This is a genomic window from Citrobacter sp. Cpo221 (genome assembly GCF_030332345.1).
GTDB classification, from domain to species: Bacteria; Pseudomonadota; Gammaproteobacteria; order Enterobacterales; family Enterobacteriaceae; genus Citrobacter; species Citrobacter portucalensis.
On record NZ_JAOWIA010000063.1, the window covers coordinates 29905 to 54770 of the forward strand.

A 24866-nucleotide genomic window follows, 5' to 3' on the forward strand; every position below is an offset into this window, starting at 1 on the left:
TTAACCTCTAATTACCGTGATGGATTGCTCAGTGATTTCGCTGACAATACCGTCAATACTGGCGTGAACAGGCGCGCCTAATGCACCGGAGGGCACATCGGCAACACATTGACCGCGAACAACGCGTTCGCCTTGTTCTACACATGGGATGGCGCTGGCACCTATATGCTGGCGTAACAACAGCGTCGTTTTATCTGTGGAATAATCAGTTTCAGCCAGTGGCGCATCGTGATACCAGTCGCTAAGACCCAGTTTAGTAATAAGGCGTTTAACTGGGATCAGCCGGTACTTCGCCATTTCATCCTCAGGATTTAGCGGCCCTTCATAACGATGGTTGAGCGCCCGCAATTCACGTTTAAGCATACGGTTGATGCGCATCGGTGAAATCCCAACCGGACAGGCTACGCTTTCACACACATTGCATTCTGAGCAGGTCAGGGCCGTGAGCAGCAGTTGCGGTGTGGCCGCCTGCTGATAATTAACCGCACGAACCAGCAGATGCGGGGATAATTCATGACCGATCAAATGCCTCGGGCACAAATCCGTACACAAACGGCACTGCTCGCAAACGGTTTTTGCTACAGAAAGCACGGTGCGTTCATCCTGCATCCGCCGCTGAATCAACGCATGAGACTTAGGCAAAACCAGCAGGCCCCCGGTGGTCTTGCTGACAGGGGTATCCAGTGAAGTAATCAGGCCGCCCATCATCGGACCACCGTTAATAAAGCCGGGATCGTCAACGGTTGCACCCCCGGCCAGCGCCAGAACGTCACGTAAAGACATTCCGATAGGGACTGTGAGTGTGATAGGACTGGCGACTGCGCCGTTAACGGTCAGGGTACGACGCGTAACGGGGTACTGCTGCTCAACTGCTCTGGCGATGTTGAGCACGGTCTGGACGTTATTGACCACCACGCCGACGCTGACCGGCAGCGCGGCAGGCGGAACTCTCCGACCTGTTGCCATCCAGATGGTCAGAACCTCGTCACCAGCCGGGTAGACATCAGGCAAAATATGTAAGCGGATCCCGGTAGGCAGAAGGGGCGTTAATGCATTGATAGCCTTCTGGTATTTCTCTTTGAGTGCAATAATTCCGGCACTGGCTCCGGTAGCCGTCATGGCATATTGAACGCCGCGGATAAGTCGCTCAGCCTGGACGGCCATCAACTGCTGGTCAACTTTCAGCATTGGCTCACATTCAGCCGCATTGACCAGAAAGGTATCGACCTGCGCCTGTAATTTTACGTGAGCAGGAAAGCCTGCGCCTCCGGCTCCGACAACACCCGCTGCGCGAACGCGTTCACGAATGGTCTGCGCATCATAGAGCGTGGACTCTGCCGTCATGGCTGTCTTCATAATAATTCCTCAAGCAGTTCCTGCATGGCACTGGCGTCGGCAACACGAGGATTGGTTTGCAGCGTGACGTCAGCCAGCGCGGCCTGAACCATCGACGGGATACGTTGTGACCAGACTTGCTTTCCGTCTTTAAGCGCGTCAACAAAAGAAGGCAACGCACACTGTTTTTTGAGTAGCTCGATGTGATGGATGAGCGCATTCAATGCCGCTGTATCGTTCGCGTTATCCGGGCATAAATGGCAGGCTTTAGCAAAACGGGCATAGCGCTTCGCAGCCCGCGGATCGCGGGCATTAAAATGAATGACATGGGTCAGCAGCAGCGCATTGGCAAGTCCATGCGGCAGATGAAACTGACCACCCAACTGATGGGCAATCGCATGATTGATCCCCAGTCCAGCCTGACTAAATGCCATTCCCGCGAGCGTTGACGCATTGTGCATTTTCCCCCTGGTTGCCAGACAGTCGCCTTTGCTGACGGCGACAGGCAGGTACTGGAAGACGATTTGAGCCGCTTTTTCAGCCAGTGCATCGGTGAAGTCACTGGCCTTCGTGGATACGTAAACCTCCAGTGCATGCGTTAACACGTCCATGCCGGTATTCGCGGTGATGGCAGGTGGTACGCTGACGACCAACGTTGGATCAAGGATGGCCATGTCCGGGTAAAGCGCATTATTGAACAATGGGTATTTAATGCCTTTATCCGGATCGCTAATCACGCAGGCGCTGGTTACTTCAGAGCCTGTGCCGCTGGTGGTGGGAATTGCGACACAGGTTTCAATTTCAATACCGAACTGTCGGCTGAACCAGACGATGGCTTTTGCGGCGTCCAGTGCTGAGCCGCCACCAAAACCCATCACGACGTCCGGTCGCAGGGACTGCATTTGTGCAATCCCTTGAACTACCGTACCGATGGTGGGATCGGGGGTGATATCGCTGAAAATGCTGATGCGGTTATCCGCTGGCAGAGCGTTGCGCAGCTTTTCAATCAGGAGAGAACGCGCGAGAAAAGCATCGCAAATAATCCAGATATGCTTATTCGTGAAACGCTTGAGCACATCCAGACTTCCCTGGCCGCTGTACAATCGAGTTTGCAGTGAAAAGCTATTCATAACGGCCCCATTAGCGAATAGAAAAACCGTTTGTCAGCACGCAACGACGAGAGCGTGCGAAAGTGCGCGCAGATGTTGTTCCTTCACCGGTTGGCGTCGCAATAGTGAAGGTGGTAAAGCCTTCACCACCAACGCCAATCCCGGCGTAAGAGGGGCCATTTTTCACAAAGATGGAGGTCTGAAGCGTGCGCGCGGCAAGGTTCAAACGTGACACATTTTGCGAATGCATAATGGCGGTGTGATGCAATCCCTCTTCAACCTCCAGGGCCAACGTTAATGCACTGTCAAAATCGCTCACCGTTACGACGGGGAGCATTGGCATTAATTGCTCGCTGGTAACCCACGGGTCATCAGCCTTGACGATGCCTATCAGTAATCGAGGTGCTTTTACCGGAACCGGTATTCCTGCTGCTTCCAGTAAGGTTGCCGGGCTTTTACCCACCAGTTTTTTATTGGCTATGCCTTCTGGTAGACAGACAGCGCGCAGTTTGTCTACCTCTTCGCTATTGAGAAGCATCGCACCAAAAGACTGCATCTGTTGAACCAGTCGTTCGGCAACGGCATCAACAACAATCAGGCTCTTCTCAGCAATGCAGGGGAGGTTGTAATCAAAGGATGCGCCATTGATGATATCTTCCGCCGCCTTAACCAGGTCGGCCGTTTCATCAACAATGCAGGGTGGATTTCCTGCGCCTGCGCCGATGACTTTTTTCCCGCTTTTCATGCCCATAGCAACAATGCCTGGGCCACCGGTAATCGCCAGAACTGCGATTTTAGGGTGCGCCATCATCTGCTGGGTAGCTTCAAAAGTGGGTTCTGTGACCGTGACGACAAGATTACGAATTCCGCAGCAACGGAAAGCAATATCTTCAATCATGGCAATCAGCTTGAGTGAAACCTTTTTAGCACCCGGATGCGGACTGAAATAAACGCTATTCCCTGCCGCCAGCATGCTGATGCTGTTGTTAATAATGGTCTCTGTCGGGTTAGTACTGGGGGCGACAGAGCCAATCACGCCAAACGGTGAATACTCGAATAACACCATGCCGCCGTCGCCGGTTAACGCCGTGGTGGTGAGATCTTCGATACCTGGAGTGTTGTCCAGCGCGGCTTTATTTTTAAGGAACTTATCCTCTTTGTTGCCCATCCCCGTTTCGGCAGCGCTCTCAGCGGCCAGTGAAGCAAGATGAGGCGTCAGTTCTTCGCGTAGGGCGTTTATGATGGCGCTGCGGGTTTTCAATGGACATTGCTGGTAACGCAGAAAAGCCTGATGCGCTGCATCGATAGCTTCGTCAACGGACGGAAAAATACCGTTACCCTGAACTTCTGCTTTTGCCGGGGCGAGTTGTTCACTCAAAATGTTACGAATAAGGGTTTCAAGTTCTGAAGTATTCATTGATGTGTTCTCACGTTAATCGCCGCAATGGCCGTTTCTGCAATGTCCATATCCTGTTCAACGCTTCCTCCGCTGATGCCAAGACCCCCGAGGAGTAAACCCTCACGCCATAATGCGTACCCGCCACCAAAGGTGACGACTTTTCCCTGCATATGGCTTTCCAGACCGTAAAGCGCGGCGCCTGGTTGTACTGCCGATGTCAGCTCATGCGTGGCGGTTTTCATCGCCACGGCAGTCCAGGCTTTTTTCGGTGCCAGTTCGCTACTCACGAGTAATGCGTCAGGCATGCGCCATGCCACCGTTTGGGTCCCGTACGCATCAACAATGCTAATGACGACCGGAACCTGAAGTTCTTCTGCTCTCGTCACCGCAGCGCGAGTGAGTTGGTGGAGCTCCTGAAAAGACAGAGACATAGTCGGCTCCTTTGTGGCTGGTGCTTGAACGGCAGCGAGATAGCGCTCAGCCACTTTCTGAATGATGTCGTTTTGATGGGCGTCATGATCTTCTGCTCGTGCAAGCGCATATAAGCAGTCGGACAGGCGGTTGATATAACGCATCAGCACGTGTCTGACGGAGATCCCGGTGGAGAGCTCGACCAGTCGTCTCTCTGCGCGGCGTGCCAGCGTACGGGCAAAGTGCAGTCGGCTGGCGGCTTCGCTGCGGCCAGGTAAAATAAAGCTGCGCAGCGGCGGTACTCTTCCCATTGCGGTATCGATAGCAGCTTCCAGTGCCGCAATTTCTTCCGAGCTGATGTAGCGCTGCTCTGGCGTTGGTTCTTCGCTTTCGCTTGCCAGTTCGGCGCTGAACCAAAAAAGCTGCAGCTGGATATTTTCAAGTAACTGCCGGTGCTGCGGGTTTTTCGCCGCGCAAACACACAGGCTAAGCGCCGCATTCAGTTCGTCCAGCGTACCGTAGGCTTCCACGCGCGGATGCGTTTTGCTCACGCGCTGTCCGGTAAAGAGGGCTGTTGTTCCGGCATCACCAGTGCGGGTATAAATCGCCATAGTTCCTCCTAACGAGAAAGCGTGTCGACAATGCCGACGATAGCCAGATCGATGGCCTCATTAGGGCCAGAAAAAACGTGTCTGGCGCTGGAGCCGCTGCTGAGTAATACCAGTTCGCCAGTTCCCGCGCCGACAGAATCAACAGCGACTTCATCTCCACTCACAGGGGACGCAGGAAGCTCTCCGTCAGCACTTACCCGACGTACCAGCAACAGTTTTTTTCCCACCAGTGATGGGGATTTTTGCGTGGAAACCACAACGCCTGTAACCCGTGCCAGATGCATAGCTCACTCCTGCTTAATTAGTTGGACATTTCGCAGACTGACTGCTTCCTGAGCCAGAGCCGTCACGACACACCGACGGCGCAACACCAGTACGCCATCCCTTAATTGGGCGACGTCGGCATAGCTGAGAAGCTTCTCAGGATGCAAAAAGATGATTCGTCCCCGTTCGTCATTGAACTCCAGCGGTAGACGTGCGAGTTTTTTCACGGGGATTGCGGGTAATAATCGGTGTTGTAGTGAAATTTTCACGCGGACTCCGCATGCCAACGCGTCGTGAATCTTTCCCACCGACATGTTGGCTGGGCAGCCTTCGGCAATTCGCTCCAGTAATGGCAGATCCACTTGCTGGAGATGGAGCGACGAGTACTGGCAGCATACTGTCCGTGAATCGATTTCCCGTAACTGCGCGACGCTAAGAGTGAGCGTGCTTTCCGCGCGTTTTTTTAATCGGGAAACAACCTCCTCGATAATGCGTTGCAGCAGTTCGTTGTTCATCGTGAGGTCACCAGTGTGGCGAATGCTTGGGGATTATCAGCGCCTGCAGCATTGGCTTCGTCTGTATCGATATGCATTTCGAGGCGCATATCCGGCGAAACGCGTACGGTGACGTTATCGAAAATCAGTCGACGTTCATCGCCATTAATGGCGACCGAGACTCTATCACCATGGGAAACCCGCAGAATCAGAGCATCGAGCGGCGACATATGGATATGCCGTTGGGCGACGATCACCCCGGATGCTAAGTCCAGTTCAGCAAATGGGCTGACGAGACGAACACCGGGTGTGCCCTGAATATTGCCCGACATCCGCAGCGGAGCAGCAATTCCCAACGTGCGGGCGTCGGTACGAGAAATTTCGACCTGGCTGGTACTGCGCAGCGGGCCGAGTAAACGCACATTTTTTAACTGACCTTTTGGCCCCACCAGCGTGACAGTCTGCTCTGCTGCATATTGTCCTGGCTGCAATAGCCCTTTTTTCTCACTAATGGGGTGATTGGGAAACAAGCGACCGTAATCTTCAGCGCACAGATGAATATGACGATTAGAGATCCCCAGCGGAATCGGGCGCTCGCGCATTTCATCCAGAACCTTAGCGACAGTGGTCTCCAGTTGCTGTTTATCCATTACGCTTCACCTCGTTTGCCAGAGTGAAGACAAAGCGTGCGCGGCTCGCCTTTTTGGCGAGGGCAGGCAGGATCAAGACACAAATTGCAGCTAATCAACTCTGCATCTTGCGGGGCTTCGGGTACATCATGGTCTACAAATATCTCTTCATGCGGTACGGCTGGTATGGGTTCTGGCGTTGGCTCAGGCTCCAGGGCAACGCTATGCGACAGGATCCCGTCCCCGGGTCTGGAAATGACTTTGTGAGCCACCAGTCCATCTCGCTGGTCAGCGAAACTGACACCGGTGGAAATGGCCGCCTGGACGGAGGCCACATCCCCGATTATCTTGATCACCGTCCAGCCTGAGCCGTTGGTTTTTTCGAGGCCCACCAGCGTGATGGAGGCGGCTTTCGCCATGACGTCCGCGCAACTGATGGCTAATGCCAGACCACTAACTTCAAGTAATCCCAGTGATTGCTTCACGCTGTGCTCCTTGGTTGCAACGACTTATGCGGATTTAGGTAAAATGGCTTCAACGTCGCTGTGCGGACGCGGGATAACGTGGCAGGATTTCACCTCACCAACGGCGCTTGCGGCTGCGCTTCCAGCATCTACGGCTGCTTTCACCGCGCCGACATCACCGCGAACCATAACGGTGATAAGGCCAGAGCCGATTTTTTCGTAACCAACCAACTGCACGTTTGCGGATTTCACCATGGCATCAGCGGCTTCAATAGCGCCGACAAGCCCTTTTGTTTCAACCAGTCCCAGTGCGTTATTCATACTGCTTTTCTCCTGTGGGTTATGAGTGGCATTCCCGGAACGGAATGCCTTTAACCAGCCGCGCAGCGTTGTTACCAATGCTGCGGCGATCGTGGCTATTTTGTTGATACGTCAGCGTAAAAAGTGGTGCTGACGTGGGTAAGTTTTTGTAGTGCACGACCAGTTTTTCGCGGCTACAGCCAATACCGACCAGCAATGGAGACTGGCAGGCGGCCAACCATGCGTTGTGGATAACGTCAGCTGAGCCACTCTCCTGAATCACAAAGGGGATCCCTTCTTCTTCAATACCCAGCAGTACGTCATTCCAGACGTCAGCGCAGTCAGCATTGGTGAAGATAACGATGGCTGGCGTGGTGAGATTACTTTCCATGAGCGAATGCCTTATGCCAGGAGAGAATCAGTCCTGTCGCAACCGCATTGCGCGGACCTTCGGTACCACGAATGTTGCCGCGCCCGGCAACCAGTCGATAATGCGCCAGAGCATCGGTGACCAGCTGCGGAACTTCGAAATCAAGGGATGAGCCGCCAACCAGCACCACAAAGGGGATATCCCGAATGTTCCCGGTAGGACTCACCTGACGTAACGCTCTGAGTGCGTTAGTAACGAAAACGCGCTCCTTAGCACTTCGACGAATGGCCCGTACTTTCTCCAGCGCCAGTTCACCCGGCAGTGGCACCAGTTCATCGGGTTTCACTACGCAGACGCGGGCAAAAACCGTTGGTGGGAGAGGCGTAGGGAAGAACTGAACGCTGCCGTCTTCGTGGCGAAGGTGGAACAAGCTCTCAACTTTCGCCAACGGATACTTTTTAATCTCTTCCGCGAGATAACGGTCATCCAGACCCAGTTCACGGGCAATGATCATCGTGACCATATCGCCTGCGCCCGCCAGGTGCGTGGCAATAATTTCGCCCTTAGGATTGATGATAGAAGCGTCGGTTGAACCCGCGCCGAGGTCCAGAATTGCCAGTGGTCGCGTTGTGCCCGGAGTAGTTAAGGCCCCCAGAATGGCAGCTTCGGCTTCGGCGCCGCCAACCTGGACGTCAATGTTGAGCTTTTGCGTGATCTCCTGGGCAATCATCGCCATTTGCAGGCGGTCTGATTTCACCATGGAGGCTATGCCGACAGCCTGTTCCAGCGAGAATTCACCGGCAAGCCCACCCGTCACGCTGACGGGAACCGAGGTATCGACCGCCAGTAGATCCTGAATAAAAATTTCATGACTGGGTTTGTTGGTTAATTCAGCCATCGTCTGGCGCACATGCTCCAGCATGCCGCCAATATTGGTGCCAGCTTCTCCGGTAACGTTATCCAGTTTCGGGCATTCACCAACCGCTTTCATAATCACTTCGGCGCCCGCGGCAACGTCGACCCGTACGGTACGACCTTGAGACTGTAGCTCCAGATTTCCGGCAGGAATCGCTCGTGCTTTCACATCACCTGACGGCGTTTTCACCACCACGGCTGAACGGTTGCCGATCAGCGCCCGAGCCATCGGAACAATGTTTTTAGTCTCATCGGCATTGAGGCCAAAGACAGTTGCAATGCCGTAGGGGTTAGAAAGGGTTTCAATGACCTTTCCTGGTATAGCGACCTCAATGGCAGCCAGCATCCCCAACGGGATACGGTCGATATGAAGGACTTCATCAACGATGGGCAGGGGATGAGTCAGACGATTACTGACCAACACACCATCGTCCTGCTGCAGAATAACGCCAGTCAACTGGTATCCGGCACGGACGGAGGCATTAATCATCGTAGCGACATCGGCGAAATCAAATGCCGATGACACCACCAGAATATAGGGCGTATCCGCCGGGCGACTGAGAAGGTCTTCCGGCGTAATAGTGACGCCCACGCCTAACCCGACACCGCCCGGTGTTTTAGGGTTATGGCCGATCATGGTGGATTCAGTGATGATGGTTTCGGTTATTGTTTCCATCGCCACGTCGCCAATGACCGGGGTGGCTTCGTTAATACGGATGAGCGAAATATCGCTGACATTGATACCGGCGTTTTTTGCCGCCAGCGTCAGGGCTTCCTGAATGCCAAACACATTACGTAATGTGCCCTTAATTCCGGTGGTTTCTGCCAGCGCGCTGCCGGTGATGCTCAGCACGCCAGACTCATCCAGAGTAGCCAGAGCGACTTCCGTTGATGAGTTGCCTATGTCAATGCCAGCTATATATCGCATGATCCTGTCCCTGAGTTAGTCGTCGCCTTTGAGTTTTTTACGCTCAACGTACAGCGCTGCCGCTTCACGAACGAAAGCTGCACAGATTTTTGCCTGATAACGATTTTCGAGATCGTCGGCGATAGCCATCAGCTCATCTTTTGTTGAGCGGTACGGGCGCAGCGCGTTGTAGATCTCAAGAATGCGATCGTCAGGAACAGCGGTTAGCTCGGCTGCGCGCTCGAAGTTCATCGCCAGCCTGTCACGTCCGGCATCTTTGGCGATTTCCGCCTGCAGGCGCAGCGTTTCAGGGGTGATGCGCATGTCCTGCGCGGTCACTTTGTTGCTCAGAACATTTTCAAGCGTGAAGTCGTCCAGCGTTTTGTTGGTCGCAGTTTTTACCCACTCAGGATGTTTATTCGCGAGAGGGTAATCCGTGACTTTCGCGGTATGTGCTGATGAACTCACCGCGGGCGGAGTCGCGGACTCGCCTTGCAGGCTGTTCATCCGGCTCAACACATCCCGAACCATCGATTCAATTGCGTCGGTATTCATGGAGGTATCCTTTATCAAAGCGCCACGCGCAGTTCCTGCGGGTTTTTGCCTGTCACAACGTATTTGGTCTCTTTAATGTGCAGAATGGCTGATTTCGCCTGGTACTTAGGACGAGCCATCTGGTCATTCAAAGTAGGGACCGGTTGCGGAGATTCACGCTTGGCATAACGCGCGGCGTTTTTACCGATCTGACGATAGGTTTCCAGCGTCAGAAGCGGTGCCTGAGGGAACAGCTCCAGGTTTGAAAGCGGCGGTAACCCCTGCTGGTGGATAACCGTGGTACCTTTTGACTGGATGCCGATAGAGATCCCGGAACCGCTCAGACGGTTCCCCTCAACGGCGACAAACGCCACATCGGAGGATTTAAAGCAGCGGATAACGCGCGCTTTAATGCCTTCTTCTTCAATACCGGCAATCACTTCGCGCAAGATATTCTTATGCGGGATACCTACGATATTGACGGTTTGCGAGAGCCCGAACGCCGGCCCTACGGCAATAATCACTTCGTCCTGTTGCTGGCCTTGTTTGGCTTCACCAATCTCGGTCAGAAAGCTATCTCCCTGTGTCGCCGCAGCCTGAGGTGCGCTTGCCGCTGTAGATGCGCGGAAAGAGACGGGTTTGTCGCTGGTCTGCATTTCAGACAACACATCTTCAATTATCTGGCGCAGCAGTTTTTCATTAATTTCCATTTTTCACCCCTTAGCCAAGCTCGTTGGGATCAAGTGCGCCAGGGATGTTTTTGATCTCTTCCCAGCGTTCGCCCTGCAGGCGATAACCTGTTGCCGGACCGGCATAGTCGTTAACATCATTGACAGCGGATAGCACCTGTCCGTCGCCAACGATAATGGCGGAGGTATGCAGGTAATCCCCGGTTAACTTGGCTTTCTGGATATTGAGCATGTCCTGAGCGACATCGGTAAATCCGCCCTGAGCAAGGGCTTTCACCACTTCCAGACCGTTACGGTTCTTATTGATGATCTCTTGTGCAAACTTGATGTCTTCAACGATGTTACGTTCCGGCATATCTTTCGAACCGTGGGCGTAGGTCGCAGCTTCCACTTCTTCATCAGTGATTGGTGGTAATCCCATCCCGGCAAAGACGGCCTGCAGCGCACGTGCCGCTTTGTTACGAATGGCGATAACATCTTCCTCACGAACCGGACGCAGACCACCGTCTACTTTCAGGTCGCGCTGAAGAACGTTGTAGTCGTCAAAATCTTCAGCATCCTCGTTCGAACCCGCAAACATGTTGTCGTAGTTCGGCACCGCGGAATAACCAGAAGAAATGAAGTCAGTACCCGGCAGGAACTGCATCAGCAGACGCGCAGTACGACGCATATCAGAGTGGGTAAAGGTTTGGTCGTTGCTGGAGGCGCATTCCAGATCCAGAGAAGAACAAATCAGGTTTTCAGCCAACACTGCACGAATGCCTGACGGCACGGCGGAAGGGACACCGATGCAGCTTACTGAACCGTTTTGCAGGCCCTGTACGCCCGCAGCTTTGGTGATGTAAATGCAGCGGGCTTCCAGATAAAGCATTGATTTGCCTTCGGCGTAACCCATCTGAACTTCTGAGCCAGAGCCGGAGGTAAAGCGCATTTTCAGACCACGGGAAGCATAGGACGAGGCGAGGAAGCCTTTCGACCATGGAGTGTCATCGCCGTCGGTAAAGACGGGTTCAGTACCATAGACGGAGATGGTTTCCGCGTAGCAGGTGTGGCCTAGCATGCCGAGTTTAAGTTCGGTAGCTTCTTCCAGCGAGCACTGGGTTAATACGCCAGGGCGTCCAACCTGCGAGCCGACTAACAGCGCAATGGCGTTAAATGGCGCATAACGTGCAACGGCAACGGTTGTTTCCTGTTCGTCAAACCCGCGCCATGCGCCTTCAGCGGCATCAGCGGCAATCTGCACCGGGTTATCTTTGACGTTAGTGACGTGCGCTTGTTGAGAGGGTGTACGACGAGCACGCATTTTCTGCATCGCCATCATCATCTCAACGACGTTCATATGGGACACCACTTCGACAATTTTTGCCGGCGTCATTGCGGTGGTCAGCGGCACTATGTCTTTGCGCTTCACGTTAGGGTCGCAAAGCATATTGGCCAGTTTGACAGAGTCCATCGCCATGACCTCTTCAGCGCGCGCTAGGTTAATGCCATAGCGGGCAATGAAATGGTCGATTAAGTCAAATTCACTGGCGGATTTACCGTCCAGTTCAGTGACTGTACCGTTGACGATTTTAATCGACGGTTTGGGGTCGTTCGGGCTTTCCATCGCAATGAAGCCTTCTTCGATCCACTCCTTAACGAAACCATCCTGATTCACAGGGCGCTTCGCCAGTGCTTCAAATCTTTTCGATCTCATGAATCAGCCTCACTGATATCAGATGTAGGACGGACGATCGTTTTTCGGCTCTGAGCCGAGGGTCCCGAGTACGGTTTTACCGATTTCACGGGCGGAGATAACGGCCTGACGAACAGCGCCAGAGTCACCCGAAATAACCAGAATGGCTTCGTTACTGAAGCTGGTGCCATGGGCAGGGGAGCTGTAGGCCACAACTTCCACGTTGGCGGATTTCAGGGCCGTATCGGCCATCAGGACACCAACAGATGCCGGCGCGCCGACGATAACGCCACAGGCACGGCCAATCGGTGCGCCAAAGGCTTTTTCCAGCGCGTAGCTGGCGCGTGCGGTGTACTGCATTTCGATGTGACCGGCTTCGTTGGCATAAACATCGCCAAAGGTGCGATCCAGTTCTTTCAGTGCGACTTCAATGCCGCGTTTCACGTCGGAAACATCGTTGCCGCCAAGAATAATCAGCGAACCATGACCTGCGCCGCCTTTGGTATCACGTGGTAACTCAATACTGACGACTTCAGTATTGGTGGCTTTTACCGCTTCATCGGCGGCCATGATGTGCGGGCCTGCGCCAGTACGGGCGCCAAGGATGCCAATGGAGCGATACCGTTTTTCAAGTTTCATCGCGTCCAGTAGGGCGCTGTCTACGTTGGCGATTACCAGACCGACGGTGTCGCCAATCGCGGTACCGACAAACTCCGTTAAACTGCAGCTTTTCTCTGCCATAGCCGTTTCTCGTGTTGGAGGATTATTTTCAGGGATAGCCTGCTGTTCCGGCGTTGCCACGCGAGCAATCACCTGCGCCATGATCTGTTCAACCAGCTCATTGCTGCTCATTAGCTAATTCCCTTCGGTAAGATTTTTTCTACATCGGTATGCGGGCGTGGGATGACGTGTACGGCTTTCACTTCTCCCACATTACGGGCTGCGGCGGCACCTGCATCTGTTGCTGCTTTGACTGCGCCGACATCGCCACGGACAATGACTGTTACTAGCCCCGAACCAATTTTTTCGTAGCCGACCAGCATTACATTGGCTGACTTCACCATTGCATCTGCGGCCTCTATGGCTGCAGTTAAGCCTTTGGTTTCTACCATTCCTAACGCTTCTTGTTGCATAAAGACCTCGCCTGGGTTGTCCCGATTTTCATGACTATAAAAAGAAGCGAGGAAAAAGAATGGCTGAGTTGAAAGTAAGAGTGAAAAAATAGTGGGGTTATGGTGAGATAAAATTGCTATATGTCATCATAACAATTTGTTTTTGTTGGTTATTTTTAGTTTAAGTAATGTGACTATTTGGTTATGTTAATTCCATATTTACACTTTTTCGAGTGACAGTTTAAATATCATTTGCTATGCGAGAAAAATGAAATTGTGATGATCGTTTGAAAATGGAATTCTGCTGTTCGCAATATTTTATTATTTTGAAAATGTACTTTTAATAGGGTAAATCCTCGTTTTACCGCCTGCTTTATTAAAGGTGATGGCAAGAATTTGCTATCACAACACGATTTTTAAGGGCATGTGGCTTGCAGATTGCCAACAATTTGCCGATACAGATTTTTATAGTAAGCCTTGAAGTAATCTTCCTGCCAGCAAGGAGTCCGCTGGTAAAGACACGAACTCTGCTTAGAAGGTGTCACAATGAACGATTCACTAAGAGCGCAATGTATTGCTGAGTTTTTGGGTACCGGACTATTTTTGTTTTTTGGTATTGGGTGCCTGAGCGCCCTGAAGGTCGCGGGTGCCAGTTTGGGATTGTGGGAGATCTGCATCATATGGGGCTTGGGGATCTCGCTTGCAGTTTACCTGACAGCCGGGATTTCTGGGGCCCATCTCAACCCCGCGATTACCATCGCACTTTGGTTGTTTGCCTGTTTTCCGGGGCGTAAAGTACTGCCTTATTCTGTCGCTCAGATAGCGGGTGCCTTTGGTGGCGCTATGCTGGCCTATTTGTTGTACGGCAGCTTATTTATTGAGTATGAATCAGCCCACCAAATGGTACGCGGCAGTCTGGAAAGCCTGCAACTTGCCAGCATTTTTAGTACGTATCCTGCCGCCGCACTGAGTGTCTGGCAGGCCGCACTGGTCGAAGTGGTGATTACCTCCATTCTGATGGGGATGATTATGGCGCTAACGGATGACGGTAACGGTGTTCCCAAAGGCCCGTTAGCACCACTGCTGATTGGTATTCTGGTTGCTGTTATCGGCGCATCAACCGGTCCACTTACCGGCTTTGCGATGAACCCGGCACGTGACTTTGGTCCTAAATTGTTTGCCTGGATGGCCGGGTGGGGTGATGTTGCGATGACCGGGGGGCGCGATATCCCTTATTTCATCGTGCCGATTGTGGCACCCATCATCGGCGCCTGTGCGGGCGCAGCAATTTATCGTTATTTTATTGGCAAAAATTTACCGTGTAATTCGTGTAAGTTGGAGGAAAACGAGAGCTAGCTTCACGAAAGATGTTTATTATTGAAAGGTAAAAACTGTTTTCGTGATCCGGTTTCCTGAACGGCTTAAAAAGTCTCCCAACAATGGGAGACTTTTGTTATGTTCAATGCTGACTTTCATCAGCGCGCCGGATCGCGAGATGAAAATGAATGTGTGAATAATATGTTTTATTTATAACAATAAATTAACTGAGAGGTTTTATCATGATTTCTGCGAGTGCCCTGAACTCAGAACTCATTAATAAAATCGCACAGGATTTTGCACAGGCCACCAGTCTGGCTGTTGTGGTTGTCAATATTCACGGTGATGAAATTTCTGAGCTTTTTAATTTCACTCCTTTTTGCCAGTTGATGCGCCAGCATCCTCAGCATAGTACGCGTTGTCGTATGAGCGACCGCTGTGGAGGGTTGGAAGCCTCTAAATCCGATCAACCCTGCATTTATCGCTGCCATGCCGGGCTTACCGATTTCTCAATTCCGCTGGTCATCGCGGGACACCTGGTAGGGTTCGTGCTTTGTGGACAAGTACGCTTAAGTAACGATGTAGGCCTCGTTGATATTCTGAACGTCGATGACCGCTGGCAAGCCGATCCCGAACTGGTAAACGAGTTCCGTAATGTACCTGAAATGGACTATTCTCGAGTCATTGCTTCAGCGGATTTACTCAAGCTCATCGTCGAAAATTGCCTTAAGAAACAACTTAATTTTGTTGTTATCAAAGATAACCCGCAGCAGTCAGAGCCGGTACGCGCTAACCGTAGTACCAACCCTCATGACAGTAAAATGAAAAAAGCCCTGCGCTATATTGATGCACATTTATCAGACGATCTGCGTCTGGAAGATGTTGCCTCTCATGTTTTCCTTAGCCCGTACTATTTCAGCAAATTGTTCAAAAAATATCAGGGTATTGGTTTTAACGCATGGGTAAACCAGCAAAGAATGGCCAGTGCCAAAGAGCTGCTTTGTCACAGTGACTGGAGCATAGCCAGCATTGCGCGTAATTTAGGCTTTTCGCAAACAAGTTATTTTTGCAAAGTTTTCCGCCAGACCTATCAGGTTACGCCGCAGGCATTTCGCCAGCAAATAAATGTCATTTCACGCGGTGAATCCGCTTAAATAGCAATATTTTGCTATTGCCGATTTTTGATATCGGGTGCTATGTCAGTCATTATAAAATGAAATGTGACAACAGCAGTCAATAAATTGTCATAGCGCAACAAAATAATGGTATTAGAGGGATAAACTGCACCAGTTTTTATTTTTGTGATGAGATACAGTGTCTGCGCGAATGACTTTCTTTATTCTTAGCTGATACTTTCATTCAAAAAGTGAACGTATGAATAAGTGGGTTAAGGCCAGAAAATTGGCTGAATGAACTCGGAAAGATATTAAATTGAATTATTGTCATGAGGTTGTGAAATTACCTCATAACAGAGAGCTTAATTAACCAGGCTCTTGAACTGACAGGTTTGCCACATTTGTGGTAGGGAAAGGGGTGAGAATCCCCCGCAGCCCCCGCTGCTGTGATGCTGACGACCCCGTATGGACCACTGATCGCAAGATTGGGAAGGACGGGTGAGGATGACGCTAAGCCAGAAGACCTGCCTGTCAGTGACTACCAACAACTTCGGTGGGAAGTGGGTGGTTCAGATGCATACAGTCGAGAGACTGGGTATCTCTACACCCCTACCACCCTGAACAGGATCAGGGTATGGCGGCCAATTTTCACGCATTTGTTCTTGCAGGTACCGGAAGCGGCTGTGGTAAAACCACGGTGACGCTGGGCTTGTTGAGCTTGTTGAAAAAACGCGGTTTGCGCGTCCAGCCATGCAAAGTGGGTCCTGATTACCTTGATACCGGCTGGCATACAGCGGTATGCGGTACCGCTTCCCGTAATCTTGATAGCTTCATGCTTCCCGTCCCCACGCTGAACGCTCTATTCAACGAGCAGATGCAACATGCGGATATTGCCGTTATTGAAGGTGTGATGGGGCTGTATGACGGCTATGGTACCGACCCAAACTACTGCAGCACCGCCGCGATGGCTAAACAGTTAGGCTGTCCGGTCATCTTACTGGTTGATGGTAAAGCCGTTTCCACTTCAATCGCCGCAACGGTAATGGGGTTTCAGCATTTTGATCCCACCCTGAACATCGCCGGGGTTATTGTTAATCGGGTTAACAGCGAAACGCATTACCAGTTACTGAAAGTCGCAATCGAACGTTACTGCGATGTACCCGTCTTGGGCTACGTACCCCGTATGGAGGGCGTTGCCCTTCCCGAACGTCATCTGGGTTTAGTAACCGCACGTGAGTCGGTTATCAATCAGCAACCGTGGCAGGCTTTTGCCGCGACACTGGAGCAAACCCTTGATATTGACGCGCTGCTGACATTAAGCCAGTCAACCAATCTTCCTGCTGGCGAATGGCCAACGCTGCCCGCCGCAGACGCCGGAGCAGGGCTAACGGTTGCAATTGCCGATGACGAAGCCTTCAACTTCTACTACCCGGATAACATTACGCTGCTGGAACGTACGGGGCTAAATATTGTTCGTTTTAGCCCGTTGCACGACACCTGTTTGCCGGACTGTCAGATGATCTGGTTAGGTGGCGGATATCCTGAGCTACACGCTGCGGCGCTGGCTCGCAATGTCTCGATGCTGAATCAACTGCGAGAGGCACATCAACGTGGCGTCGCGATTTATGCAGAGTGCGGGGGGCTGATGTATCTCGGCAGTTCGCTTGAGGACAGCAACGGCGATACCTGGCTGATGGCGGATATCATTCCCGGCCACAGCAAAATGGGGAAACGTCTGACCCGATTTGGCTACTGCGAAGCGCAGGCCGCGCAGCAAACATTGTTAGCTGCAGAAGGTGAAGTGCTGCGCGGACATGAATTCCACTACTCCGATTTTACTCCTGAAACGCCAGCGGTGATGAACTGTCGCAAAGTGCGCGATGGTAAAACGCTGCAAGCCTGGTCCGGCGGCTGGCAGGTCGGAAACACCTTCGCCAGCTATCTACACGTTCATTTTGCTCAACGTCCGCAGATGCTTAACCATTGGCTGGCAGCCGCGAGGAGTGCGCTATGACGATCCTTGCGTGGTGTGTTGCCTGGCTGCTTGATTTTATCATCGGCGATCCGCAGAACTGGCCGCATCCGGTGCGCTGGATTGGCAATCTGATTTCTGCCGTGCAGCGAATTGTTCGGCGTTACTGTCATAGCGACCGTGCGCTGCGCATTGGCGGTGCGGTGATGTGGATTGTGGTGGTTGGTCTGACCTGGGCTGTGTCCTGGGGCGTGCTGGCACTGGCAGAATCTGTTCATCCCTGGTTGGGTTGGGTGGTAGAGGTATGGATGATCTTTACCGTGCTGGCCGGGCGCTGCCTGGCAAAGGCCGCGCAGGATGTCGAACGTCCGCTGCGGGCCGGTGACCTTGCTCAGAGTCGGGAAAAATTGTCATGGATTGTGGGGCGTGATACCTCACAACTGCAACCGCAGCAGATCAATCGCGCGGTGGTGGAAACCGTGGCTGAAAACACCGTAGACGGCATTATCGCGCCGTTGTTCTTTCTCCTCCTCGGCGGTGCGCCCCTCGCGATGGCCTACAAAGCGGTAAACACCCTTGACTCCATGGTGGGCTACAAACATGAAAAATACCGCGCTATTGGTATGGTCAGCGCGCGTCTGGACGATGTCGCGAACTTTATTCCTGCAAGACTGAGCTGGCTGCTGCTGGGCGTGGCGGCATTTTTATGCCGTAAAGACGGCTCGCGAGCTTTACAGATTGGCTGGCGCGATCGCTACAACCACAGCAGCCCAAACTGTGCGTGGTCAGAGGCATCCGTAGCCGGGGCATTAGGCATTCGTCTGGGTGGTCCTAATGACTACTTTGGCGAGCGTGTTGAGAAGCCGTGGATCGGTGATGCACAACGCGACATTTCGGTAGACGACATTTCCCATACGATTCGACTGATGTGGGTGGCATCGACGCTGGCACTGGCGCTGTTTATTGCGCTGCGGTGGCTGTGGGTCGGTGTAGCCTGAGGACAACATAATGCAATATATCCAGCAACCCCAGGCGATTGAAGCCAAAAGTTTCGACATTATTGGCGAGATCATCCGTGAAACGCGTCCGGACTATCAGTTTGCCAGTCCGTTACATGAAGCCATTATCAAGCGTGTTATTCACACGACGGCAGATTTTGACTGGCTGGACATTCTGTGGTTTTCCCGTGATGTGCTGGAGCAGTTTTGTGCTGCGCTTAGCCGTTCGAGCGTGATTTATACCGACACCACGATGGCGCTTTCCGGGATCAATAAAACGCTGCTGGCAAAATTCGGCGGTGAATGCCGCTGCTACATCAGCGACCCGCGGGTTGTGCGTACGGCAAAAGAGCAGGGTATTACCCGGTCCATGGCGGCCGTTGACATTGCGGTGAAGGAAGAGGGGGAAAAGCTGTTTGTCTTTGGCAACGCGCCGACTGCGCTGTTCCGCCTGCTTGAGCATGATGTTGCCGTCAGCGGTGTGGTGGGTGTACCGGTCGGGTTTGTTGGTGCTGAAGAGTCGAAAGATGCCCTGACCCAAAGCAATTTGCCCGCCATTGCAGCGTTAGGCCGCAAAGGGGGAAGCAATGTCGCCGCCGCTATCGTCAACGCCATGCTTTATCACATGCAGGGGGCGCGATGAGCGAGGCCTTCGATACGCCGGTGTGGCACAACGGTAAAGCGCTGCGTAAAGGATATACCACGGGATCGTGCGCCACGGCTGCGGCAAAAGTTGCCGCGTTGATGGTATTGCGTCAACACCTCATCCATCAGGTTTCCATCGTGACGCCTTCCGGGGTGACGCTGTGCCTGAGCGTGGAGTCACCGCATATCGAAGGGCAGCAGGCAATAGCGGCCATCCGCAAAGACGGTGGAGATGATGTGGACGCCACCCACGGCATGCTGATTTTTGCCCGCGTGACGTTAGACGATAGTGGCGTGATTGCCTTACAGGGCGGTGAAGGGGTCGGTACGGTAACCCGCAAAGGGATTGGCCTGCCGGTGGGCAGTTCGGCGATTAACCGTACACCTCGCCAGACCATTGAATCTGCCGTCCGCGAAGCGATTGGCCCAAATCGTGGGGCGCAGATTGAAATCTTCGCGCCAGAAGGCGAAGAACGGGCGCAAAAAACCTACAACTCGCGCCTTGGCATTTTGGGCGGCATTTCGATTATTGGCACCACGGGTATTGTCACGCCGATGTCGGAAGAGAGCTGGAAGCGTTCACTGTCGCTGGAGCTGGAAATTAAGCGGGCGGCGGGGCTGGAGCGTGTCGTACTGGTGCCTGGAAACCACGGCGAGCGTTTTGTTCGCGAGCAGATGGGTATCGACACCCAGGTTGTGGTCACCATGAGCAACTTTGTCGGTTACATGATTGAAGAAGCCGTACGTCTGGGGTTCCGGCAAATCGTGCTGGTGGGGCACCCCGGTAAGCTCGTCAAAATCGCGGCGGGGATCTTCCACACTCATAGCCATATTGCCGATGCCCGCATGGAAACGCTGGTGGCCCACCTCGCGCTACTTGGCGCACCGCTGGAACTGCTGACGCTGGTCAGCGACTGCGATACCACCGAGGCGGCGATGGAACACATCGACGCATACGGTTTTCAGCACATTTATAACCACCTGGCTAAGCGCATCTGTATGCGTGTCCTGCAAACGCTGCGCTTTACCAAAAATCCCCCGACCTGCGACGCTATCATGTTTTCTTTTGATAATCAGGTGCTTGGCAGTAATCGCCCGGTCGCAGAGATTGCTGAGGAGATGCAATGTTAACCGTTGTAGGGATGGGGCCAGCCGGTTTGCATTTGATGACGCCTGCGGCGCGTGAAGCGGTCGCGACGGCGGATGTTCTGGTCGGTGGAAAGCGGCATTTGCAGCAATTCCCGGATTTTGCCGGTGAACAGTTTGCTCTTGGCGCCAATATCCCGGAACTCCTGAGCTGGATTAGTGCGCACCAGGAGAAGCATGTTGTGGTACTGGCGTCTGGCGACCCGCTGTTTTACGGCATCGGGACGCGCATGGTGGCGCATTTTGGCATTGAGAATGTGCGGATAATTCCCGGTATTAGCGCGGTGCAGTACCTGTGCGCGCAGTCCGGTATTGATATGAACGATATGTGGCTGACCAGTAGCCATGGCCGCAGCGTCTGTTTCGACGAGCTGGCGCGGCATAACAAGGTGGCGATGGTGACTGATGCGCTGTGTGGCCCGCGTGAAATCGCACAGCAGCTCATTGCCCGAGGCAAGGGGCATCGCTGGATGGTGATTGGCGAAAACCTGGCGATGGAAAACGAACAGATCCATTTCCTGCCTGTGCGTGAAGTTAACGCTGACTATGACATGAATGCAGTGGTGATCCTTGATGAAAGATGAGCTGTTTCTGCGTGGAGAGAAAGTGCCGATGACTAAAGAAGCGGTACGCGCACTTGCCCTCTCAAAACTTGAATTACACCGCGCCAGTCACCTGATTGATATTGGCGCCGGAACCGGCAGCGTGTCGATAGAAGCCGCGTTGCAATATCCCGGATTACGTGTAACGGCCATCGAACGTAACCCGGCGGCGCTTAGGTTGCTGGATGAAAACCGCCAGCATTTTGCCTGCGCAAATATCGATATTTTTCCCGGTGTTGCACCCATGACCATCACGGAAAAAGCCGATGCCATCTTCATGGGCGGCAGCGGCGGCCATTTGACCGAACTGATTGACTGGTCGATGCGCCAATTGCATCCCGCAGGGCGTTTGGTGATGACGTTTATCCTCCAGGAAAACCTCAACACCGCGCTGGCACATCTGGACCATCTTGGCGTACAGGGAGTGGATTGCCTGCAGTTACAGGTTTCCTCGCTTGCCACGCTTGGCAGTGGTCACTATTTCAAACCGAATAACCCCGTATTTGTTATCGCCTGTCAGAAGGAAGGAAACCATGTCTGAGATTTTTGATCCCCGTAGCGTGTGGTTTGTTGGCGCAGGTCCTGGCGATCGCGAGCTGATTACCCTCAAAGGTTACCGGTTGCTGCAGCAGGCGCAGGTTGTTATCTACGCCGGATCGCTGATTAACACTGAACTGCTGGAGTATTGCCCTGCCGGTGCTGAATGTCACGACAGCGCTGAACTGCATCTGGAGCAGATCCTTGATCTGATGGAAGCTGGAGTGAAAGCGGGCAAGACCGTTGTGCGCCTGCAAACCGGCGATGTCTCGTTGTACGGTTCCGTACGCGAGCAGGGTGAGGAGCTGACCAAACGCGGGATTGACTGGCAGGTGGTGCCTGGCGTCAGCGCGTTCCTCGGCGCGGCGGCGGAGCTGGGTGTGGAGTACACCGTACCTGAAGTTTCACAGAGTCTGATCATTACGCGCCTGGAAGGCCGCACCCCGGTACCGGAACGTGAACAGTTGGAGTCTTTTGCCAGTCACCAGACATCTATGGCGATTTATCTTTCCGTCCAGCGCATTCATCGGGTGGCTGAGCGTCTGATTGAAGGCGGCTATCCGGCGACCACGCCCGTGGCGGTGATCTATAAAGCGACCTGGCCGGAAAGCCAGACTGTGCGCGGGACCCTGGCGGATATTGGCGACAAGGTTCGCGATGCGGGCATCCGTAAAACGGCCCTTATTCTGGTCGGTAATTTCCTGGGCTCGGAGTATCACTACTCCAAACTCTACGCGGCGGACTTTAGCCATGAATACCGTAAAGCCTGAGTCAATTGCGCTTTTTTGCCTGACTCCTGGTGGCGTTGTGCTGGCGAAACGTCTGGCAGCCATGCTGCCGGTTACCTGTTTTACCAGTGAAAAGCTGCTGGAGGAGGGGTTTATTCCCTTTGAAAACGGTTTTGCGAATACCGCCCGCGAAGCGTTTACGAATTACTCGGCGCTGATTTTTATCGGTGCGACCGGCATTGCGGTGCGCGTACTGGCCCCGCTGGTCAATGACAAATTCTGCGATCCGGCAGTGGTGGTCATTGATGAACGTGCCCAGCATGTCATCAGCCTGCTCTCCGGCCACGCGGGCGGTGCCAATGCGTTGGCGCGTTATCTGGCGGGCATGTTGGGCGCTGACCCGGTTATCACTACCGCGACGGATGTGAACGATATGGCGGCACTGGATACGCTGGCATTTCAACTGAATGCCCGGATGAGTGATTTCCGTTCGGCGGTGAAGATCGTGAATCAGATGCTGGTCAGCAATAAACGGGTTGGTCTGTGGTGGGATGACGAACTGACGCAGGATGTCAGCCATTGCGACCGGCGCGGATTTATTACGGTTACCGATCTTAACCAGCTCCCCGAACTGGATGCGTTGGTGTGCATCACCTTACGCACCAATTTACCTGACCTGCCTGTTCCGCACTGGAAACTGGTGCCGCAGCGGGTTGTGGCCGGAATTGGCTGTCGCCGTGATACGCCGTTCCCTCTGCTGGCTGCGCTGCTTGCCCGGCAACTTGAAGCTCAACAGCTCGATCCGTTGGCGCTAAAAGCGATTGGCAGCATCACGCTGAAAAAAGATGAACAGGGACTTATCCAACTGGCTTCGTGCTGTCGCGTTCCTTTCGAAACCTTTACCGCTGACGCGCTGCGTGAGCATGAGCACCGTTTTCCGGCCTCATCGTTTGTTCGCAAAACGGTAGGTACAGGAAGCGTTTCCGGTCCTGCAGCCTGGCTGTTGAGCCACGGAAAACTGTTAGGCGAGACCCTGCGAGAACAGGGCGTCACCATCACTTTGGGAGTTTCACACTGATGTTAAGCGTAATTGGAATTGGCCCTGGCTCGCAGGCAATGATGACCATGGAAGCCGTTGAAGCACTGCAGGCAGCGGAAATCATCGTTGGCTATAAAACCTACACCCATCTGGTAAAAGCGTTCACGGGTGACAAGCAGGTGATCAAAACCGGAATGTGCAAAGAGATTGAACGCTGCCAGGCGGCGATCGAACTGGCACAGGCGGGTCATAACGTGGCGCTGATCAGTAGCGGTGACGCGGGGATTTACGGTATGGCCGGGCTGGTGCTCGAACTGGTCAGCAAGCAAAAGCTGGATGTTGAGGTCAGGCTAATACCTGGCATGACCGCCAGTATTGCCGCGGCCTCTTTGCTGGGCGCGCCGCTGATGCACGACTTCTGCCACATCAGCTTAAGCGATCTGTTAACGCCGTGGCCGGTTATCGAAAAACGTATCGTTGCCGCCGGTGAGGCAGACTTTGTTATCTGTTTCTACAACCCGCGCAGCCGGGGTCGCGAAGGCCATCTGGCGCGCGCATTTGAATTGCTTTCCGCCAGTAAAAGCGCACAAACGCCGGTTGGTATTGTGAAGTCTGCCGGACGTAAAAAGCAGGAAAAATGGTTAACCACGCTCGGTGAAATGGATTTCGAACCAGTTGATATGACCAGCCTTGTGATCGTGGGTAACAAAACAACCTATGTTCAGGACGGCCTGATGATCACGCCACGAGGTTATGTGCTGTGAATTACGGTGATGTGCTGGTCATGGGCGGCACCAGCGATGCGCGCATGCTGTGCCAGCAACTGGATGCGGCAAACGTGGCCTACACCCTGTCAGTTGCCACCCCAACGGGGAAACAGCTGGCGGGAGACATCAAAGGCCAGGTGCGATGCGGGCGTCTGGAACGTGAACAAATGATTGCCTGGCTACAGGAAAACCGGACGCGCTGGGTGATCGATGCCTCGCATCCGTACGCCGAGGTAGTGAGCCGCAACATCATGAGCGCCTGCGAAGCGGCGGGCGTACTGCTGAGCCGCTACCAGCGCCCTGAGCAGTTGAGCGGATTAACTCACCCGCACCTGTATACCGTACAAAGTATTCCGCAAGCCTGTGAGGTGGCGCGACGCTTTGGCGATCGCGTGCTGCTGACGACCGGCAGTAAAGATCTGGCCATCTGGCGCGAAGGGTTGCCTGAAAAAACGCTGCTGGCGCGCGTTCTGCCTGTTCCTGAGGTCATTCAGCAATGCGCGGATCTGGGATTTGGTGTCGGTGAAATCTTCGCACTGTGCGGACCGTTCAGCGCCGAGTTCAACGCCGCGTTTTATCGCCAGTGTCAGGCTGATGTGGTGATCACTAAGGCTTCAGGCGCTGAAGGTGGTTATCAGGAAAAGGTTCAACCCTGTCTGGATGCCGGTATCCCCTGCATCGTGATTACACGTCCGGCACCGTTGGTGACGGGAGAAGAGTTACTGGAAAGTCAGGCCGCCTTTGGGGCGCGTTTAACGCGCTGGCTGGCCGCTGCTTAAGGA

At 53.4% G+C, this 24866-nt stretch carries 28 protein-coding genes and 1 riboswitch; of the genes, 12 read left to right on the top strand and 16 right to left on the bottom strand.

All coding sequences use genetic code 11. The annotated features are described in order from the left end of the window. From pduS to pduA, 16 genes are read right to left on the bottom strand one after another with little or no spacing between them, the layout of a single operon-like run. Complete coding sequence (pduS, locus tag OGY72_RS23450; RefSeq protein WP_126317740.1) at window positions 1-1356, bottom strand: cobalamin reductase PduS; 1356 nt, start codon at window positions 1354-1356, stop codon at window positions 1-3. Continuing rightward, complete coding sequence (locus tag OGY72_RS23455; RefSeq protein ID WP_286549865.1) at window positions 1353-2465, bottom strand: 1-propanol dehydrogenase PduQ; 1113 nt, start codon at window positions 2463-2465, stop codon at window positions 1353-1355. The genes pduS and OGY72_RS23455 overlap by 4 nt, the downstream gene beginning before the upstream one ends. A gap of 10 nt (window positions 2466-2475) precedes the next feature. Beyond that, window positions 2476-3861: a CoA-acylating propionaldehyde dehydrogenase PduP gene (pduP, locus tag OGY72_RS23460; protein ID WP_126317742.1), complete on the bottom strand. Its 1386-nt coding sequence runs from the start codon at window positions 3859-3861 to the stop codon at window positions 2476-2478. After that, window positions 3858-4865 carry a two-domain cob(I)yrinic acid a,c-diamide adenosyltransferase PduO gene (pduO, locus tag OGY72_RS23465; RefSeq protein WP_286549869.1) on the bottom strand — a complete coding sequence of 336 codons (1008 nt, stop codon included), beginning with the start codon at window positions 4863-4865 and terminating at the stop codon, window positions 3858-3860. Before pduO ends, pduP begins: the two co-directional genes overlap by 4 nt. Before the next feature lie 8 nt (window positions 4866-4873). Beyond that, the gene (locus OGY72_RS23470; RefSeq protein WP_003030211.1) at window positions 4874-5149 is read right to left on the bottom strand and encodes a EutN/CcmL family microcompartment protein; all 276 of its coding nucleotides are present in this window, start codon (window positions 5147-5149) and stop codon (window positions 4874-4876) included. A 3-nt stretch (window positions 5150-5152) separates the two neighbouring features. Continuing rightward, window positions 5153-5644: a microcompartment protein PduM gene (pduM, locus tag OGY72_RS23475; protein ID WP_003834149.1), complete on the bottom strand. Its 492-nt coding sequence runs from the start codon at window positions 5642-5644 to the stop codon at window positions 5153-5155. After that, entirely contained in the window at window positions 5641-6273 is a 633-nt protein-coding gene (locus tag OGY72_RS23480; protein WP_286549875.1) for a phosphate propanoyltransferase, read from the bottom strand. The genes pduM and OGY72_RS23480 overlap by 4 nt, the downstream gene beginning before the upstream one ends. Continuing rightward, window positions 6273-6737 carry a BMC domain-containing protein gene (locus tag OGY72_RS23485; protein ID WP_193134170.1) on the bottom strand — a complete coding sequence of 155 codons (465 nt, stop codon included), beginning with the start codon at window positions 6735-6737 and terminating at the stop codon, window positions 6273-6275. The genes OGY72_RS23480 and OGY72_RS23485 overlap by 1 nt, the downstream gene beginning before the upstream one ends. Window positions 6738-6761: 24 nt before the next feature. Further along, a complete protein-coding gene (gene pduJ / locus OGY72_RS23490; protein ID WP_001057752.1) occupies window positions 6762-7037 on the bottom strand; it encodes a propanediol utilization microcompartment protein PduJ in 276 nt (91 codons plus the stop codon). A gap of 19 nt (window positions 7038-7056) precedes the next feature. After that, window positions 7057-7407 carry a glycerol dehydratase reactivase beta/small subunit family protein gene (locus OGY72_RS23495; protein ID WP_286549882.1) on the bottom strand — a complete coding sequence of 117 codons (351 nt, stop codon included), beginning with the start codon at window positions 7405-7407 and terminating at the stop codon, window positions 7057-7059. Continuing rightward, complete coding sequence (locus OGY72_RS23500; protein ID WP_286549884.1) at window positions 7397-9229, bottom strand: diol dehydratase reactivase subunit alpha; 1833 nt, start codon at window positions 9227-9229, stop codon at window positions 7397-7399. The genes OGY72_RS23495 and OGY72_RS23500 overlap by 11 nt, the downstream gene beginning before the upstream one ends. Before the next feature lie 15 nt (window positions 9230-9244). Then, window positions 9245-9763: a propanediol dehydratase small subunit PduE gene (pduE, locus tag OGY72_RS23505; RefSeq protein WP_003834133.1), complete on the bottom strand. Its 519-nt coding sequence runs from the start codon at window positions 9761-9763 to the stop codon at window positions 9245-9247. Window positions 9764-9777: 14 nt separating this feature from the next. Then, window positions 9778-10452: a propanediol dehydratase medium subunit PduD gene (gene pduD, locus OGY72_RS23510; RefSeq protein WP_003834131.1), complete on the bottom strand. Its 675-nt coding sequence runs from the start codon at window positions 10450-10452 to the stop codon at window positions 9778-9780. Window positions 10453-10462: 10 nt separating this feature from the next. Continuing rightward, window positions 10463-12127: a propanediol dehydratase large subunit PduC gene (gene pduC / locus OGY72_RS23515; RefSeq protein ID WP_003030249.1), complete on the bottom strand. Its 1665-nt coding sequence runs from the start codon at window positions 12125-12127 to the stop codon at window positions 10463-10465. 18 nt (window positions 12128-12145) lie between these two features. Next, entirely contained in the window at window positions 12146-12958 is an 813-nt protein-coding gene (pduB, locus tag OGY72_RS23520; RefSeq protein ID WP_003834129.1) for a propanediol utilization microcompartment protein PduB, read from the bottom strand. Then, the gene (pduA, locus tag OGY72_RS23525) at window positions 12958-13239 is read right to left on the bottom strand and encodes a propanediol utilization microcompartment protein PduA (protein ID WP_003030255.1); all 282 of its coding nucleotides are present in this window, start codon (window positions 13237-13239) and stop codon (window positions 12958-12960) included. Before pduA ends, pduB begins: the two co-directional genes overlap by 1 nt. 525 nt (window positions 13240-13764) lie before the next feature. Here pduA and pduF point away from each other — a divergent pair. The 12 genes from pduF (at window position 13765) to OGY72_RS23585 (ending at window position 24863) form a co-directional block, all read left to right on the top strand. Further along, on the top strand, window positions 13765-14574 hold the full coding sequence (pduF, locus tag OGY72_RS23530; RefSeq protein WP_003030258.1) for a propanediol diffusion facilitator PduF: 810 nt from the start codon (window positions 13765-13767) through the stop codon (window positions 14572-14574). Between the two features lie 203 nt (window positions 14575-14777). Continuing rightward, complete coding sequence (gene pocR / locus OGY72_RS23535; protein WP_003834122.1) at window positions 14778-15689, top strand: transcriptional regulator PocR; 912 nt, start codon at window positions 14778-14780, stop codon at window positions 15687-15689. 332 nt (window positions 15690-16021) lie between these two features. Then, a riboswitch (cobalamin riboswitch) is annotated at window positions 16022-16196 on the top strand. Window positions 16197-16284: 88 nt separating this feature from the next. After that, window positions 16285-17664 (top strand): cobyrinic acid a,c-diamide synthase CobB, encoded by a 1380-nt coding sequence (locus tag OGY72_RS23540; protein WP_164562632.1) that lies wholly within the window; start codon window positions 16285-16287, stop codon window positions 17662-17664. Beyond that, window positions 17661-18620: an adenosylcobinamide-phosphate synthase CbiB gene (gene cbiB / locus OGY72_RS23545; protein WP_003834117.1), complete on the top strand. Its 960-nt coding sequence runs from the start codon at window positions 17661-17663 to the stop codon at window positions 18618-18620. Before OGY72_RS23540 ends, cbiB begins: the two co-directional genes overlap by 4 nt. Before the next feature lie 10 nt (window positions 18621-18630). Beyond that, window positions 18631-19263: a cobalt-precorrin-8 methylmutase gene (locus OGY72_RS23550; RefSeq protein WP_003834115.1), complete on the top strand. Its 633-nt coding sequence runs from the start codon at window positions 18631-18633 to the stop codon at window positions 19261-19263. Beyond that, window positions 19260-20396: a cobalt-precorrin-5B (C(1))-methyltransferase CbiD gene (gene cbiD, locus OGY72_RS23555; RefSeq protein ID WP_003834113.1), complete on the top strand. Its 1137-nt coding sequence runs from the start codon at window positions 19260-19262 to the stop codon at window positions 20394-20396. Before OGY72_RS23550 ends, cbiD begins: the two co-directional genes overlap by 4 nt. After that, a complete protein-coding gene (locus OGY72_RS23560) occupies window positions 20390-20995 on the top strand; it encodes a cobalt-precorrin-7 (C(5))-methyltransferase (RefSeq protein WP_003834111.1) in 606 nt (201 codons plus the stop codon). The genes cbiD and OGY72_RS23560 overlap by 7 nt, the downstream gene beginning before the upstream one ends. Continuing rightward, a complete protein-coding gene (locus OGY72_RS23565; RefSeq protein ID WP_003834109.1) occupies window positions 20985-21554 on the top strand; it encodes a decarboxylating cobalt-precorrin-6B (C(15))-methyltransferase in 570 nt (189 codons plus the stop codon). The genes OGY72_RS23560 and OGY72_RS23565 overlap by 11 nt, the downstream gene beginning before the upstream one ends. Then, window positions 21547-22320, top strand: a complete 774-nt coding sequence (locus OGY72_RS23570; RefSeq protein ID WP_003030275.1) for a cobalt-precorrin-4 methyltransferase — start codon at window positions 21547-21549, stop codon at window positions 22318-22320. The genes OGY72_RS23565 and OGY72_RS23570 overlap by 8 nt, the downstream gene beginning before the upstream one ends. Next, a complete protein-coding gene (gene cbiG / locus OGY72_RS23575) occupies window positions 22301-23356 on the top strand; it encodes a cobalt-precorrin 5A hydrolase (RefSeq protein WP_003834107.1) in 1056 nt (351 codons plus the stop codon). Before OGY72_RS23570 ends, cbiG begins: the two co-directional genes overlap by 20 nt. After that, window positions 23356-24081 (top strand): precorrin-3B C(17)-methyltransferase, encoded by a 726-nt coding sequence (locus OGY72_RS23580; protein ID WP_003030278.1) that lies wholly within the window; start codon window positions 23356-23358, stop codon window positions 24079-24081. The genes cbiG and OGY72_RS23580 overlap by 1 nt, the downstream gene beginning before the upstream one ends. Next, window positions 24078-24863, top strand: coding sequence for a cobalt-precorrin-6A reductase (locus tag OGY72_RS23585; protein WP_123267447.1), 786 nt, complete (start codon window positions 24078-24080; stop codon window positions 24861-24863). The genes OGY72_RS23580 and OGY72_RS23585 overlap by 4 nt, the downstream gene beginning before the upstream one ends. The last annotated feature ends 3 nt before the right edge of the window (window positions 24864-24866 follow it).

What these genes read in the sequence shown, in the direction of transcription:
- OGY72_RS23570 (WP_003030275.1), top strand. Translation starts at nt 21,547, where the DNA reads ATGTCTGAGATTTTTGATCCCCGTAGCGTGTGGTTTGTTGGCGCAGGT.
- cbiG (WP_003834107.1), top strand. Translation starts at nt 22,301, where the DNA reads ATGAATACCGTAAAGCCTGAGTCAATTGCGCTTTTTTGCCTGACTCCT.
- OGY72_RS23480 (WP_286549875.1), bottom strand. Translation starts at nt 6,273, where the DNA reads ATGGATAAACAGCAACTGGAGACCACTGTCGCTAAGGTTCTGGATGAA.
- pduD (WP_003834131.1), bottom strand. Translation starts at nt 10,452, where the DNA reads ATGGAAATTAATGAAAAACTGCTGCGCCAGATAATTGAAGATGTGTTG.
- OGY72_RS23550 (WP_003834115.1), top strand. Translation starts at nt 18,631, where the DNA reads ATGCAATATATCCAGCAACCCCAGGCGATTGAAGCCAAAAGTTTCGAC.
- OGY72_RS23580 (WP_003030278.1), top strand. Translation starts at nt 23,356, where the DNA reads ATGTTAAGCGTAATTGGAATTGGCCCTGGCTCGCAGGCAATGATGACC.
- OGY72_RS23500 (WP_286549884.1), bottom strand. Translation starts at nt 9,229, where the DNA reads ATGCGATATATAGCTGGCATTGACATAGGCAACTCATCAACGGAAGTC.
- pduE (WP_003834133.1), bottom strand. Translation starts at nt 9,763, where the DNA reads ATGAATACCGACGCAATTGAATCGATGGTTCGGGATGTGTTGAGCCGG.
- cbiB (WP_003834117.1), top strand. Translation starts at nt 17,661, where the DNA reads ATGACGATCCTTGCGTGGTGTGTTGCCTGGCTGCTTGATTTTATCATC.
- pduF (WP_003030258.1), top strand. Translation starts at nt 13,765, where the DNA reads ATGAACGATTCACTAAGAGCGCAATGTATTGCTGAGTTTTTGGGTACC.
- cbiD (WP_003834113.1), top strand. Translation starts at nt 19,260, where the DNA reads ATGAGCGAGGCCTTCGATACGCCGGTGTGGCACAACGGTAAAGCGCTG.
- pduS (WP_126317740.1), bottom strand. Translation starts at nt 1,356, where the DNA reads ATGAAGACAGCCATGACGGCAGAGTCCACGCTCTATGATGCGCAGACC.
- OGY72_RS23495 (WP_286549882.1), bottom strand. Translation starts at nt 7,407, where the DNA reads ATGGAAAGTAATCTCACCACGCCAGCCATCGTTATCTTCACCAATGCT.
- OGY72_RS23565 (WP_003834109.1), top strand. Translation starts at nt 20,985, where the DNA reads ATGAAAGATGAGCTGTTTCTGCGTGGAGAGAAAGTGCCGATGACTAAA.
- OGY72_RS23455 (WP_286549865.1), bottom strand. Translation starts at nt 2,465, where the DNA reads ATGAATAGCTTTTCACTGCAAACTCGATTGTACAGCGGCCAGGGAAGT.
- pduM (WP_003834149.1), bottom strand. Translation starts at nt 5,644, where the DNA reads ATGAACAACGAACTGCTGCAACGCATTATCGAGGAGGTTGTTTCCCGA.
- OGY72_RS23540 (WP_164562632.1), top strand. Translation starts at nt 16,285, where the DNA reads ATGGCGGCCAATTTTCACGCATTTGTTCTTGCAGGTACCGGAAGCGGC.
- pduC (WP_003030249.1), bottom strand. Translation starts at nt 12,127, where the DNA reads ATGAGATCGAAAAGATTTGAAGCACTGGCGAAGCGCCCTGTGAATCAG.
- pocR (WP_003834122.1), top strand. Translation starts at nt 14,778, where the DNA reads ATGATTTCTGCGAGTGCCCTGAACTCAGAACTCATTAATAAAATCGCA.
- pduO (WP_286549869.1), bottom strand. Translation starts at nt 4,865, where the DNA reads ATGGCGATTTATACCCGCACTGGTGATGCCGGAACAACAGCCCTCTTT.
- pduP (WP_126317742.1), bottom strand. Translation starts at nt 3,861, where the DNA reads ATGAATACTTCAGAACTTGAAACCCTTATTCGTAACATTTTGAGTGAA.
- pduJ (WP_001057752.1), bottom strand. Translation starts at nt 7,037, where the DNA reads ATGAATAACGCACTGGGACTGGTTGAAACAAAAGGGCTTGTCGGCGCT.
- pduA (WP_003030255.1), bottom strand. Translation starts at nt 13,239, where the DNA reads ATGCAACAAGAAGCGTTAGGAATGGTAGAAACCAAAGGCTTAACTGCA.
- OGY72_RS23470 (WP_003030211.1), bottom strand. Translation starts at nt 5,149, where the DNA reads ATGCATCTGGCACGGGTTACAGGCGTTGTGGTTTCCACGCAAAAATCC.
- pduB (WP_003834129.1), bottom strand. Translation starts at nt 12,958, where the DNA reads ATGAGCAGCAATGAGCTGGTTGAACAGATCATGGCGCAGGTGATTGCT.
- OGY72_RS23560 (WP_003834111.1), top strand. Translation starts at nt 20,390, where the DNA reads ATGTTAACCGTTGTAGGGATGGGGCCAGCCGGTTTGCATTTGATGACG.